The sequence below is a fragment of the Burkholderia diffusa genome (assembly GCF_001718315.1).
Lineage (GTDB): Bacteria > Pseudomonadota > Gammaproteobacteria > Burkholderiales > Burkholderiaceae > Burkholderia > Burkholderia diffusa_B.
In genome coordinates this window covers 3082598-3095471 of sequence record NZ_CP013362.1, presented here as the reverse complement: position 1 = coordinate 3095471, position 12874 = coordinate 3082598, and the positions used below count along the sequence as shown (strand labels likewise).

General features: G+C 67.2%; 8 protein-coding genes and 1 pseudogene. 7 read left to right on the top strand and 2 right to left on the bottom strand.

Annotated features, from left to right (window positions below; genetic code table 11):
* The first annotated feature begins 68 nt into the window (after window positions 1–68).
* The 3 genes and pseudogenes from WI26_RS14230 (at window position 69) to WI26_RS14220 (ending at window position 1818) form a co-directional block, all read left to right on the top strand.
* Window positions 69–1115: a LysR substrate-binding domain-containing protein gene (locus tag WI26_RS14230; protein ID WP_069226428.1), complete on the top strand. Its 1047-nt coding sequence runs from the start codon at window positions 69–71 to the stop codon at window positions 1113–1115.
* 83 nt (window positions 1116–1198) lie between these two features.
* Window positions 1199–1438, top strand: a complete 240-nt coding sequence (locus WI26_RS14225; RefSeq protein ID WP_081334265.1) for a type II toxin-antitoxin system Phd/YefM family antitoxin — start codon at window positions 1199–1201, stop codon at window positions 1436–1438.
* Window positions 1438–1818, top strand: a pseudogene (locus WI26_RS14220) (type II toxin-antitoxin system VapC family toxin). The gene WI26_RS14225 and the pseudogene WI26_RS14220 overlap by 1 nt, the downstream one beginning before the upstream one ends.
* A gap of 20 nt (window positions 1819–1838) precedes the next feature.
* Here WI26_RS14220 and dapA read toward each other — a convergent pair.
* Complete coding sequence (gene dapA / locus WI26_RS14215) at window positions 1839–2732, bottom strand: 4-hydroxy-tetrahydrodipicolinate synthase (protein ID WP_069226228.1); 894 nt, start codon at window positions 2730–2732, stop codon at window positions 1839–1841.
* Between the two features lie 452 nt (window positions 2733–3184).
* Here dapA and WI26_RS14210 point away from each other — a divergent pair, with 452 nt between their 5' ends.
* Together WI26_RS14210 and WI26_RS14205 are read left to right on the top strand one after the other, a co-directional pair.
* Window positions 3185–4204: a sulfate ABC transporter substrate-binding protein gene (locus WI26_RS14210; protein ID WP_069226227.1), complete on the top strand. Its 1020-nt coding sequence runs from the start codon at window positions 3185–3187 to the stop codon at window positions 4202–4204.
* A gap of 165 nt (window positions 4205–4369) precedes the next feature.
* A complete protein-coding gene (locus WI26_RS14205) occupies window positions 4370–5338 on the top strand; it encodes an ion channel (protein WP_059465857.1) in 969 nt (322 codons plus the stop codon).
* Between the two features lie 74 nt (window positions 5339–5412).
* On the opposite strand, the gene WI26_RS14200 is transcribed toward WI26_RS14205, so the two are convergent.
* Entirely contained in the window at window positions 5413–6027 is a 615-nt protein-coding gene (locus WI26_RS14200; RefSeq protein ID WP_069226226.1) for a glutathione S-transferase family protein, read from the bottom strand.
* 416 nt (window positions 6028–6443) lie between these two features.
* Between WI26_RS14200 and WI26_RS14195 the strand changes: the two genes are divergently transcribed.
* Window positions 6444–7001: a sugar O-acetyltransferase gene (locus WI26_RS14195; RefSeq protein ID WP_069226225.1), complete on the top strand. Its 558-nt coding sequence runs from the start codon at window positions 6444–6446 to the stop codon at window positions 6999–7001.
* A 2298-nt stretch (window positions 7002–9299) separates the two neighbouring features.
* The gene (locus WI26_RS14190) at window positions 9300–12872 is read left to right on the top strand and encodes an indolepyruvate ferredoxin oxidoreductase family protein (protein ID WP_069226224.1); all 3573 of its coding nucleotides are present in this window, start codon (window positions 9300–9302) and stop codon (window positions 12870–12872) included.
* Window positions 12873–12874: the final 2 nt, after the last annotated feature.

Here is a 12874-nt window from a genome sequence, read left to right as displayed (position 1 = left end):
GCGACCTACATTCATCCTGAAAATCGGAAAGTTTTTGATGAATCGTTCGATAAAGCGGGATGATTGACATGTCCGGACAAGACAATGCCCACGGCGCGGCGGCGCTCGCGGCCCCCGACTCCACGCTGGCCCGGCCGAACTTCGACGTCGCGGCGTTGCGCAGCCTGGTGGCGGGCGTGGATCTCGGCAGCTTCGCGAAGGCCGCCGATCGCGTCGCGCGTTCGTCATCGGCGGTGAGCGCGCAGATCCGCAAGCTCGAGGAACAGGCCGGCACGCCGTTGTTCGTGAAGGCCGGGCGCGGGCTCGCGCTGACCGACGCCGGCGACGCGATGCTGCGCTATGCGCGGCGGATGATCGAGCTGAACGACGAAGCGGCCGCGGCCGTGCGCGGCGTGAATCTCGACGGCTGGGTGCGGGTGGGCCTGCAGGAGGATTTCGGCGAAGCGATCCTGCCCGACGTGCTCGGGCGTTTCGCGCGTGCGCATCCGAAGGTGAAGATCGAGGCGCGCGTCGCGCGCAATGCCGAGCTGCTCGAGCGGCTGGACGCGAACCAGCTCGATCTCGCGCTCGTGTGGGGCGACCCGGCGTCGGCGACGCTGGTGTCGCGCGCGGGCATCGACAGCGACGCGATCGCGCAGGTGCCGATGCAGTGGATCGCGGCGGTCGGTGCGAGCGGCTTCGGGATGCCGGACGGCGACGGACCGGCGGATGCGGCCGACGACGGCGGCGCGCGACTTCGTGCGATACGTGCAGCGGGCGAGCCGCTGCCGCTCGTCGTGTTCGATCGCCCGTGCCGCTTCTTCGGCGCGGCGACCGATGCGCTCGACCGCGCGGACATGCCGTGGCGCGTCGCGTTCACGACGCCGAGCCTGGCCGGGCTGTGGGCCGCGGCGGCGGCAGGCCTCGGGCTGACGGTGCGATCGCACTACGGGCTGCCGGCGTCGGTGCGCGTGCTCGACGCGTCGTCGTCGGGGCTGCCGGCGCTGCCGAGCCTGCCGCTGATGCTGCTGCGGCGTACGTCGTCGGCGACGCCGACCGTCGAGCGGCTCGCGCGGATCGTCACGCAGGCGGTGCGGGAAGCAACGGCGGGGGAGGGGGCGGCGCTGGCGGCGTGACATCGTTGGACGCGCATGCGGCGACCAGACGTTCGGCCTATTGGAGGGACGGGGCGAATGTCGTGACAATGGTGGATCGCTCAATGGAGGCCATCATGCAAGTTGCCACTGTCCCCGAAGCCACGCTCGATCTTCAGCGGCTTCTCGATGCCGCGATCGCCGGCGAACGCGTCGTGATCATGCAGGACGGCAAGCAGTCGGTCCAACTTGTGCCGCTCAAGCCGATTCATCATTACGGGCTTCTCGAGGGGCAGATATGGATCGCCGACGACTTCGACGCACCGCTTCCCGACGACATCCTGGACGCGTTCGAAGGAAAGTGATGCGGCTGCTGTTCGATACGCACATCTTTCTCTGGATGTGGGCCAATGACCCGAAACTGAGCGCTCGCGCGCGCAATCTGATCGCTGAAGCCGACGAAGTATTCATCAGCAGCGCGAGCATCTGGGAAGTTGCGATCAAGGCCGGGACGGGGACGCTGGACGTGAATGTGGATCGGATGGTCGACGCAATCGCGATGAGCCGGTATCGGGAACTGCCAGTTCGGGCCGCGCACGGCGCAGCCGTGCGCTATCTGCCCCATTACCATCGCGACCCGTTCGACCGCTTGCTGGTCGCGCAGGCCTGATCCGAACCGATGCTGCTCATAACGGCTGACAGCCGTCTTTCGCAGTACGGCTCGTCGAGAGTCTTGACGGTCTGAAACAGTTTCGGAGTGAAATCCTACGCTGCCGCGACAACCTGCACCGATGCGTCCAGTGCCGCGCACAGCTTGCCCAGCCTCTCCCGCAACCCCTCGCTCGCCGGCACGAACGGCAGCCTCAGCCCATCCTCGCACCACCCCTGCGCTGCCAGCACCGCCTTCACCGGCGCCGGATTCGGCTCCGCGAACAGCGCCGCGACGAGCGGCTGCAGCGCGACCGACAGCCGTCGCGCGTCGGCGAGCCGGCCGTCGCGCAGCAGCGCATGAATGCGCACGTGCCATTCGGGCAGCACGTGCGCGCTGCTGGCGATCGCGCCGTGCGCGCCGGCGCACAGCGCGGCGAAGTTCTGGTTGTCGTCGCCGGAGAGGATCGCGAGCGGCGTGTCGTGCACGAGCCGGCTCATCCGGTCGAGCGTCCCGCCGCACTCCTTGATGCCCGCGACGCGCGGGTCGCGCGCGAGCGCCTGCAGCGTTTCCAGTTCGACGTTCACGCCGGTGCGGTACGGGATGTTGTAGACGAGGATCGGCAGGTCGGCCGCCGCGACGATCGCTTCGACGTGGCGGCGGATGCCGTCCTGCGTCGGCCGAACGTAGACGGGCGGCGTGACGAGCAGTCCGTCGGGCCGCAGCGCGGCGAGTTCGCGTGCGCGGGCGGCCGCGAAGTGCGTCGCGCTCGCGGTGAGCCCGACGACGATCGGCAGGTCGGGCACCGCATCGCGCAGCGTCGCGAACACGGCGTCCTGTTCGCGCGCGTCGAGCAGCACGCCTTCACCGGTCGTGGCGCCCGCGACGAAACCCGCGATGCCCGCCGCCGCATAGTGACGCGCGAGCCGCGCGAGCGCGCGATGGTCGACCTCGCCGTCGTGGAACGGCGTGATGAGCGGCAGCCAGATACCTTCGAAACGTGTGTGCATGAAAAGCCTCATGGTGGAAACGGAGTGGGAGGGAACCGTTCCGCCGGCGGTGTGCCGGAGCGAGGCGTGCGAGCAAGGAGAAAGAAACGACCTGCGTGCATTCCGTCCGGCATTCGCCTGACGGGACGCGACGTCCCCGTCAGTCGAGGAGTCGTTTTTTCAGTTTCAGCCCGGCCGCGCGCGTACCTGCCGCGATGGCGGCAAGGATCGAGGGCGAGCGCAGGGCAGCGGACATGGATGAACCGTGAAATGGGCTGAGCGGCGATCTTAACACCGGATCCGGCGCGTGCGCGAGCCGCGCAGGCCGTTTAGCAGAATTCGAGATTTGCTTTGCACGACAGATTGGAAAGCACGCAGCGCCCGGCCGCTAGAATGCCCGCTTACGTTTCGATGACGGCGCGTACGCGTGTCGTCACGCACATTCCCTACTACTGGAAACGGGGCATATCACGATGGCAAGCATCAACGGGATCGGCCGCTGGCTGCACACGGGCGCCGCGGCGGCGCTGGTCGTGGCGGCAACGGCCGCGCATGCGGACACGTCGATCCTGAACGTGTCGTACGACGTGACGCGCGAGTTGTACAAGGACATCAACACGAGCTTCGCCGCCGCGTACAAGCAGCAGACGGGCGAAACCGTGACGATCAAGCAGTCGCACGGCGCGTCGAGCGCGCAGGCGCTGTCGGTGCTGCAGGGGCTGCAGGCCGACGTCGTGACGATGAACCAGCCGAACGACATCGATCTGCTCGCCGAGCGCGGCCAGCTGCTGCCGAAGGACTGGCGCGCGCGCTTTCCCGACGGCAGCTCGCCGTACTCGACGACGATGGTGTTCCTCGTGCGCAAGGGCAACCCGAAGGCGATCAAGGACTGGAGCGATCTCGCGAAGCCGGGCGTGCAGGTGATCATCGCGAACCCGAAGACGTCGGGCAACGGCCGCTACGCGTACCTCGCCGCGTGGGGCTACCAGAAGCAGAAGGGCGCGACCGATCAGCAGGCGCTCGACTTCGAGAAGGCGGTGTTCCGCAACGTGCCCGTGCTGGACTCGGGCGGCCGCGGCGCGACGACGACCTTCACGCAGCGCGGCATCGGCGACGTGCTTGTCACGTTCGAGAACGAGGTCGCGCTAATGGACGTGGGTGCGTCGGGCGCGGAATTCGACGCCGTGTATCCGTCGGCGAGCATTCTCGCGGAGCCGCCCGTCGCCGTCGTCGACAAGGTCGTCGACAAGAAAGGCACGCGCAAGGTCGCGCAGGCGTATCTCGACTACCTTTATATGCCGCAGGCGCAGGAGATCATCGCGCGGCACCATCTGCGCCCTCGCGATGCGAACGTGCTGAAGAAGCATGCGGCCGAGTTCAAGCCGCTGAAGACGTTCAGCGTCGAGCAGGTTTTCGGCAGCTGGGCGAACGCGCAGAAGACCCACTTCGCTGACGGCGGCACGTTCGACCGCGTGATCGTCGACCGCAAGTAAGCCCGCCGCCCGCCGCCCGCCGCGCGCGTGCCGGCGGGACGATCACGAGACCGGCCGCCCATGCGGCCGGATTTTTTTGCGCGTCTCGCGCGAAGCCCGCGGCGCATTCCCGGCCGCGGCCTTGGCGTGCTACGCTCATCGCCTCCCTGCTTCAGGCCTCGCGCGATGAACGTCGATTCGTCCTCCCCAGCTTCCCGCGGCCGTGGCCGCAAGATCTGGTCGGGCACCCGCCCCGTGATTGCATACGGGATGCCGCCGCCCGGCTGGCGCGACCTCTATCACCGTGCGTTGACGGTGAGCTGGCCCGTATTCTTCCTGTCGCTCGCGGTGCTGTTCCTGCTGCTCAACGGCGGCTTCGCGACGCTTTACGTGCTCGGCGATGCGCCGATCGCGAACCAGTCGCCGGCCGGATTCGTCGGCGCATTCTTCTTCAGCGTCGAGACGCTCGCGACGGTCGGCTACGGCGACATGCATCCGCAGACCGTCTACGCGCACCTCGTCGCAACGTTGGAGATCTTCATCGGGATGTCGGGCATCGCGCTGGCGACCGGCCTCGTGTTCGCGCGATTCTCGCGGCCGCAGGCGAAGATCCTGTTCGCGCGTTACGCGATCGTGCGCCCGCTGAACGGCAGGATGACGCTGATGGTGCGTGCCGCGAATGCGCGCCAGAACGTGATCGCCGAAGCGCAGGCGAAACTGCGGCTGATGCGTGTCGAAGGCACGCACGAAGGCTATACGCTGCGCAAGATTCACGACCTCCCGCTCGTGCGCAGCGAGCATCCGATCTTCCTGCTCGGCTGGAACCTGATGCACGTGATCGACGAAACGAGCCCGTTGTTCGGCGAGACTGCCGAGTCGCTCGCCGCGCGCGACGCGTCGTTGCTGATCACGATCGAAGGTTCCGACGAGACGACTGCGCAAGTCATGCAGGCGCGCTACTCATGGGCGCATGCGGAGATCCGCTGGCGTCACCGCTATGTCGACCTGATGCACGACGAAGGCGGCATCACGCACATCGACTACACGCATTTTCACGACGTCGTGCCGGTCGACGCCGATACGGACGAGCGCGGCTCGCCGGGCGTGGTGGTCGGGGCCGATGCGGCGACGCAGGCGCCTGGGCCGGCCGCATGACATCGGCGACCGGCGCGAACGGGCGCCGGCATTCGGGCGTGGCTGCCGCGACCGGATGCCGTGCCGGTCACGCGTCACGCATGCAGCAGACGCGCCGCTTCCCGCTGTTCGACCGCGACCGCGCGGCGATGGCCGTCGCGATCCTCGGCCCGTGCGACATAATCGCCAAGCACGCCTTCGTGCGGCAGCAAATGCGCGTCGAACGCGATCTTGAGCGTGCTGGCGAGCAGCAGGTCGGCCGCGGTGAAGTGATCGCCGACCAGCCAGCGGCTGTGGGCGAGCGTTTGCGCGAGCGCACGCTGCACACGCGAGATGTTGCCCCAGCCGAAGGCGACCGGATTGCCCGACGCACCGGTGAATTTCTCGGCCATCGCGGGTTCGAGGCAGCTGGGCGTGAAGAACATCCATTGCAGGAAGCGGCCGCGCAGCGGATCGTCCGGCGCGATGCCGAGCCCGGCGCCCGGGCAGCGATCGGCGAGATAGAGCAGCACGGCGCCGGATTCGGCGAACGGTTCGCTGCCGTCGTCGAGCGCGGGCAGCTTGGCCATCGGATTGACCTGGACGAACGCGTCGCTGCCCTGTTCGTGAGAACGCAGGTCGATCGGCACGAGCTCGTAGACGGCGCCGATTTCCTCCAGCATCCACAGCGCCCGGAATGCCCGGGTTTTCGGCCAGTAGTAGAGCTTCATCGCGCCTCCGCGTATCGGTGTGCGTGTCGGTTCGGTGGATGCTCAAGCGTACCCGAGCGGGAAAGGTTCGGACAGGGGCGGACGATGGAAGCCGGGTAACGAATTTCCCGCAAAGCCCGGTGCTGCTAACGTTCATGAAATGACTAGTTATTGATTTACTAGTTGTGAGCTGATGTACGAATGCCCCACCGACGTGGCCGCGACCACATTGCTCCGAGTGCTTTGCAGCCGCCGCGCCGGCGGGTTGATCACGCGAGCCTGGACGATGTTCGTCGACGGGGCGCAAAACACGAAAACCGGTCCTTCGCGCGGGTCGGCCGAATGATCGGACTCAAGGCCAGGCGAAGCGCATTCGACGAGTCAGGCGCTGCGTGATGCGCAGCGAGCCAGTCCGATCGCACGGAGAACAGCAACGAATGACGAACGACGATCGCACCACGATCATTGCCCGACGCACGCCGGAATCGGCCGCGATGCGTGCGGAGCTCAAGCGGACGATGGCGATCACCGCGCGGCTCAACCGTCTGACGTTCGACGATGCGGACGAAGTCCGGGCGTTGTTCGGAGAACTGATCGGCAAGCCGATGGACGACGGCTTCCTGCTGATCCCGCCGTTCTATGCGACGGGCGGCGCCGACACGCAGATCGGCCGCAACGTGTTCGTCAATCAGAACTGCACGTTCTACGACCTCGGCGGCCTCTACATCGGCGACGACGTGATGATCGGCCCGAACGTCAGCCTCATCACGTCGGGCCATCCGGTCGAGCCGTCCCGCCGACGCGACGCCGTCGTCGCCCGGCCGATCACGATCGGGCGCAACGTGTGGATCGGCGCGGGCGCGACGATCATCGGCGGTGTGACGGTTGGCGACAACTCGGTGGTCGGCGCGGGTGCCGTCGTGACGCGCGACGTTCCGGCGAATACGCTGGTCGGCGGAAACCCGGCGCGGATCATCCGTTCGATTGCCGAGTGAGCGCGTTCGCGGGCGCCGCCCGCTGCGCAGAATGTGGACAACCGGCCGCGCCGCCCACTCGAAATGCTGTGGATTCGAACGGTGAGCGTGTGCCTGGAGGCCGCAATTTGCGGGGCTTTCCGGCATTTGACGCCGATCGCGGGCAGCGACATGAACCGACGTTGCCGATGCGCCGGCGGTAAATTTTCGCGCCAGGCCGGTTGTGGATATCCCGGCCCCGGAACCACTCTGCGCGCTGTGCATTTCACCGGTGAGTGCGACCTCGTGCGACCAGGCGCGCGATGCGGGGTGTGGACAACCGCGTTCCCGAGGACGAAAAAAGCTGTGCCATCGAACGGTGAGCGCCGTCGGCCGATTGCCCGTGAGGCTTGGCTGGTGTGGACTTCCGTGTGTCGAGCGAAATCCGGACCGCCGCGCATTCTAACGGCGTGCGCCGATCCGCGACAGGTCAGCATGCGTATCGCGGTGTGGATATCCTGCCGCCGGATTCACTTGGAGCGCTGTGTATTTCGATGGTGAACGTCGGCTTGCTCGCCCGGTCGTGATCGTCGATCGCGGCTTCGAGGGTCGCGCATTCTAACCGCACTCGCGATCGTGCGTTTCATTCGGGTGTGCGCCGCGATGTGGATATCCGGTCGTCGAGCCTAGTCGGCTTGCTGTGCATTTCAGCGGTGAGGGTCAACGCGTGCTGCTCGGCCGCGTCGGTGCGAGCCTGGATCCAGGGGCCTCGGCGGGGTTGCGGGCACCGCCTGAATCGGCGACTGCGTGCAATACCGTGCCGCCGCTCACCGTTGAATTTCACAGCATCTCGAGTGCTTGTGGGGCGGGCTATCCACATCCTTGTCGGCGTCCTGGTTCGATAGCGATGCCGTGCTCACCGTTGGGGTTCACAGTGTTTCGAGTCGTCGTGGATCGGGTTGTTCACACGGAATCGGCGGTCTCGTTTGATCGCGATGCCGCTGCTCACCGTCGGAATTCACAGCGTTCCGAGTTGTCGTGGGTCGGGTTGTTCACACCGGAATCGGCGGTCTCGTTTGATCGCGATGCCGCTGCTCACCGTCGGAATTCACAGTGTTCCGAGTCGTCGTGGGTCGGGTTGTTCACACCGGAATCGGCGGTCTCGTTTGATCGCGATGCCGCTGCTCACCGTCGGAATTCACGGCGTTCCGAGTTGTCGTGGGTCGGGTTGTTCACACCGGAATCGGCGGTCTCGTTTGATCGCGATGCCGCTGCTCACCGTCGGAATTCACAGTGTTCCGAGTTGTCGTGGGTCGGGTTGTTCACACCGGAATCGGCACGCTCGTTTGATCGAGGGTCGCCGCTCACCGTTGAATTTCACAGTGTTTCGAGTTGTCGCGGGTTGGGCTGTCCACACCCGAATCGGTATCCTCGTTCGAGCGCGTGCCGGTGCTCACCATCGAAATTCACAGGGTTTTTAGTGTCTGGTGGTGGCGATCTCCAACGCACACCTGCGCCTCGTTCGGCTGCGCTAACGCGGGTACCGATGAACGCCAGCGCCGCGCCACTGCTGGCGCAGGGACGCCCATCCGCGTGGAGCCGGCACGCGGGACGCGCCCGCCGAACTTGCGCTTGCATTGCCGCGGCGACCGGAGAGCCGCTCCGGGGCGACGCACCGGAGGACGGCGGTGTGGATATCGCGCCGTCGAATCGACTCGCAAATCTGTGCATCGACCGGTGAGGGCGATCGTCGTAGCGGCCGGACAGGAATCCGGCGATGTGGATATCTCGCGCCGACATCGACTCGTCTTGCTGTGGATTTCAATGGTGAGCGTCGCCATCCGGTCGAATCGAGGGCTGATCGAGGTGTGGACATCCGGCCTCCGACGCGACTCGAAACCCTGTGCAATCGACCGGTGAGCGCGCGCCCGCTTCGCCGGCGGCCCCGGCGTTGTGGACATCCCGCATTCACGACCAATCCGAACGCTGTGCATCCGATGGGTGAGCATGCGCCCGTTGCTCCGCGCGAACCCTTGCCCCGCGGCCCGCGAGCGCTTGCAGCCACGCCTGCGGTTTGCCTCCCGCATATCCGCGCGTTTTCGAGGCAACGGCTTCGCCCGGTCCGATATGCGTCCAAAAGCCATCCGCCACGCCGCGCGAAAACTCTCTCAATTTCCGACCAAAACCTGAGCGGTTTTTCTCAATCTGAACCCGCCCGAGCAAGATGAGAAAAATATTTCTCCCCTTCCCGCGAAAAAATAGAGTCGTCCAGCCGCCCCCGGCCGGCGTCGCCTGACGCCCCGGTGCGCGGCCCAGAACACACTATCAGGAGACATCCCCATGACCGCCCGACTGCCCGTCGACGGCACGCCCGCGCTATCCGACTACCGCCTGACCGACAACCTGACCGCCACGCGCGGCCGGATCTTCCTGACCGGCACGCAGGCGCTGGTGCGCCTGCTGCTGATGCAGCGCGCGTCCGACACCGCGCAGGGCCTGAACACGGCCGGCTTCGTCAGCGGCTACCGCGGCTCGCCGCTCGGGATGGTCGACCAGCAGCTGTGGAAGGCGAAGAAACTGCTCGACGGCAGCAGCGTGCGCTTCCTGCCCGCGATCAACGAGGAACTCGGCGGCACGGCCGTGCTCGGGACGCAGCGCGTCGAAGCCGACCCCGAACGCACGGTCGATGGCGTGTATGCGATGTGGTACGGCAAGGGCCCCGGCGTCGACCGCGCCGGCGACGCGCTGAAGCACGGCAACGCATATGGCTCGTCGCCGCACGGCGGCGTGCTGGTGGTGGCGGGCGACGACCACGGCTGCGTGTCGTCGTCGATGCCGCACCAGAGCGACTTCGCAATGATCGCGTGGCACATGCCGGTCGTGAACCCGTCGAACATCGCCGACATGCTCGAGTTCGGCCTGTACGGCTGGGCGCTGTCGCGCTTCTCGGGTGCGTGGGTCGGCTTCAAGGCGATCTCGGAGACCGTCGAATCGGGCTCGACCGTCGATCTCGACGCGCTGCAGACGCAATGGCCGGCGCCGGCGGGCTTCACGCCGCCGGCGGGCGGTCTGCACAATCGCTGGCCCGACCTGCCGAGCCTCACGATCGAGGCGCGCCTCGCGGCGAAGCTCGACGCGGTGCGCCACTTCGCGCGCACCAACAGCATCGACAAGTGGATCGCGCCGAGTGCGCACGCGAACGTCGGCATCGTCACGTGCGGCAAGGCGCACCTCGACCTGATGGAAGCGCTGCGCCGGCTCGATCTCACCGTCGCCGACCTGGAAGCGGCCGGCGTGCGGATCTACAAGGTCGGCCTGTCGTATCCGCTCGAGATGACCCGGATCGAAACCTTCGTCGACGGCCTGTCGGAAGTGCTCGTGATCGAAGAGAAGGGCCCGGTGATCGAGCAGCAGATCAAGGACTACCTGTACAACCGCGCGGACGGCGCGCGCCCGCGCGTGCTCGGCAAGCACGACGCCGAAGGCGCGTGCCTGCTGTCCGAACTCGGCGAGCTGCGCCCGTCGCGCATTCTGCCGGTGTTCGCCACCTGGCTCGCGCGACACAAGCCGGCGCTCGATCGCCGCGAGCGCGTCGTCGATCTCGTTGCGCCGCAGATCCTGTCGAACGAAGCGGACGCGGTGAAGCGCACGCCGTACTTCTGCTCGGGCTGCCCGCACAACACGTCGACGAAGGTGCCGGAAGGCTCGATCGCGCAGGCCGGCATCGGCTGCCACTTCATGGCATCGTGGATGGAGCGCGACACGACGGGCCTGATCCAGATGGGCGGCGAGGGCGTCGACTGGGCCGCGCACGCGATGTTCACCAACACGAAGCACGTGTTCCAGAACCTGGGCGACGGCACTTACTTCCACTCGGGCATCCTCGCGATCCGCCAGGCGGTCGCCGCGAAGGCGAACATCACGTACAAGATTCTCTACAACGATGCGGTCGCGATGACGGGCGGCCAGCCGGTCGACGGCAGCATCTCGGTGCCGCAGATCGCACGGCAGGTCGAGGCGGAAGGCGTGTCGCGCTTCGTCGTGGTGTCCGACGAACCGGAGAAGTACGACGGTCATCACGGCCTGTTTCCGAAGGGCACGACGTTCCATCACCGCAGCGAACTCGACGCGGTGCAGCGCGAGCTGCGCGAGACGCCGGGCGTCACCGTGCTGATCTACGACCAGACCTGCGCGGCCGAAAAGCGTCGCCGCCGCAAGAAGGGCGAGTTCCCCGACCCGGACAAGCGCCTGTTCATCAACGACGCGGTGTGCGAAGGCTGCGGCGACTGCGGCGTGCAGTCGAACTGCCTGTCGGTCGAGCCGCTCGAGACGCCGCTGGGCCGCAAGCGCCGCATCGACCAATCGTCGTGCAACAAGGACTACTCGTGCGTGAACGGCTTTTGCCCGAGCTTCGTGACGGTCGAAGGCGCGGCGCTGAAAAAGGCCGCGGGCGCGGCGTTCGACGAGGCGGCGCTCGCCGTGCGCGTCGACGCGCTGCCGGTGCCCGCGACGCATCTCGACGCGGCGCCGTACGACATGCTCGTGACGGGCGTGGGCGGCACGGGCGTCGTGACGGTCGGCGCGCTGATCAGCATGGCCGCGCACCTCGAAGGCAAGAGCGCGTCGGTGCTCGACTTCATGGGCTTCGCGCAGAAGGGCGGCTCGGTGCTGTCGTTCGTGCGGATCGCGTCGAGCGACCGGTGGCTGAACCAGGTGCGCATCGACACGCAGCAGGCCGACGTGCTGCTTGCGTGCGACATGGTCGTCGGCGCGAGCGCCGAGGCGCTGCAGACGGTGCGCCACGAGCGCACGCGGATCGTCGTCAACACGCACCGGATTCCGAACGCGTCGTTCGTGCAGAACCCCGACGCGAACCTGCACGCGGACGCGCTGCTCGAAAAAATGCACCATGCGGCCGGTGAAGGCTACCTGTCGAGCTGCGACGCGCAGGCGCTCGCCGCGAAATTCCTCGGCGATTCGATCGGCGCGAACATCCTGATGCTCGGCTATGCATGGCAGCTCGGCCTCGTGCCGGTGTCGCTCGCCGCGATGATGCGCGCGATCGAGCTGAACAACGTCGCGGTGCCGATGAACAAGCTCGCGTTCGCGATCGGCCGGATGGCGGCCGGCGACGCGGCGGGCCTCGATGCGTTGTGGAACGCGCGTCATGCGGTGGCCGCCCACGCCGCGCCGGAGACGCTCGACGAGCTGATCGCCGATCGCGAAGCGCGCCTCGATGCATACGGCGGCGCGCGTTACGTCGAGCGCTACCGCGCGCTGGTGAGCGCGGCGCGAGCGAAGGGTGACGATGCGCTGACGCGGGCCGTCGCGACGACGTTCTACCGGCTGCTGGCAGTGAAGGACGAATACGAGGTCGCGCGACTGTATGCGGACGGTGCGTTCCGCTCGGCGCTCGAAGCGCAGTTCGAAGGCGTGCCGGGGCAGGACTATCGCGTGAAGTTCAACCTGGCGCCGCCGACCGTCGCGAAGGCGGGGCGCGACGGCAGCGTGCCGAAGAAGCGCGTGTTCGGCCAGTGGATGTGGCCGGTGCTCGGCACGCTCGCGCGCGTGCGCGGCCTGCGCGGCACGTGGCTCGATCCGTTCGGCCGCACGGTCGAGCGCAGGATGGAGCGCGCGCTCGCGGACGACTACGAGACGACGCTCACGCGCGCGCTCGCCGCGACGACTGCCTCCAATGCGGCGCAGGTCGCGCAACTGGCCGACCTGCACGCCCGCGTGCGCGGCTTCGGTCACGTGAAGGTGCGCAACCTCGCGGGCGTGAAGCGTGCGGAGCGCGAGCTCGCGCTGCAACTTGGCATCGATGCCGCGACAAGCGCGGCCGTGCAGCATGCGCTCGACGAGATGAAGGGCGCGGGGATGCTGAAGGGAATCCCGGTCGTGGTCGCGAAGTAACG

Bases quoted from the DNA above. Each gene is read 5' to 3' on its own strand.
- WI26_RS14225 (WP_081334265.1), top strand. From the start codon at position 1,199: ATGGAGGCCATCATGCAAGTTGCCACTGTCCCCGAAGCCACGCTCGAT.
- WI26_RS14190 (WP_069226224.1), top strand. From the start codon at position 9,300: ATGACCGCCCGACTGCCCGTCGACGGCACGCCCGCGCTATCCGACTAC.
- WI26_RS14195 (WP_069226225.1), top strand. From the start codon at position 6,444: ATGACGAACGACGATCGCACCACGATCATTGCCCGACGCACGCCGGAA.
- WI26_RS14210 (WP_069226227.1), top strand. From the start codon at position 3,185: ATGGCAAGCATCAACGGGATCGGCCGCTGGCTGCACACGGGCGCCGCG.
- dapA (WP_069226228.1), bottom strand. From the start codon at position 2,732: ATGCACACACGTTTCGAAGGTATCTGGCTGCCGCTCATCACGCCGTTC.
- WI26_RS14200 (WP_069226226.1), bottom strand. From the start codon at position 6,027: ATGAAGCTCTACTACTGGCCGAAAACCCGGGCATTCCGGGCGCTGTGG.
- WI26_RS14230 (WP_069226428.1), top strand. From the start codon at position 69: ATGTCCGGACAAGACAATGCCCACGGCGCGGCGGCGCTCGCGGCCCCC.
- WI26_RS14205 (WP_059465857.1), top strand. From the start codon at position 4,370: ATGAACGTCGATTCGTCCTCCCCAGCTTCCCGCGGCCGTGGCCGCAAG.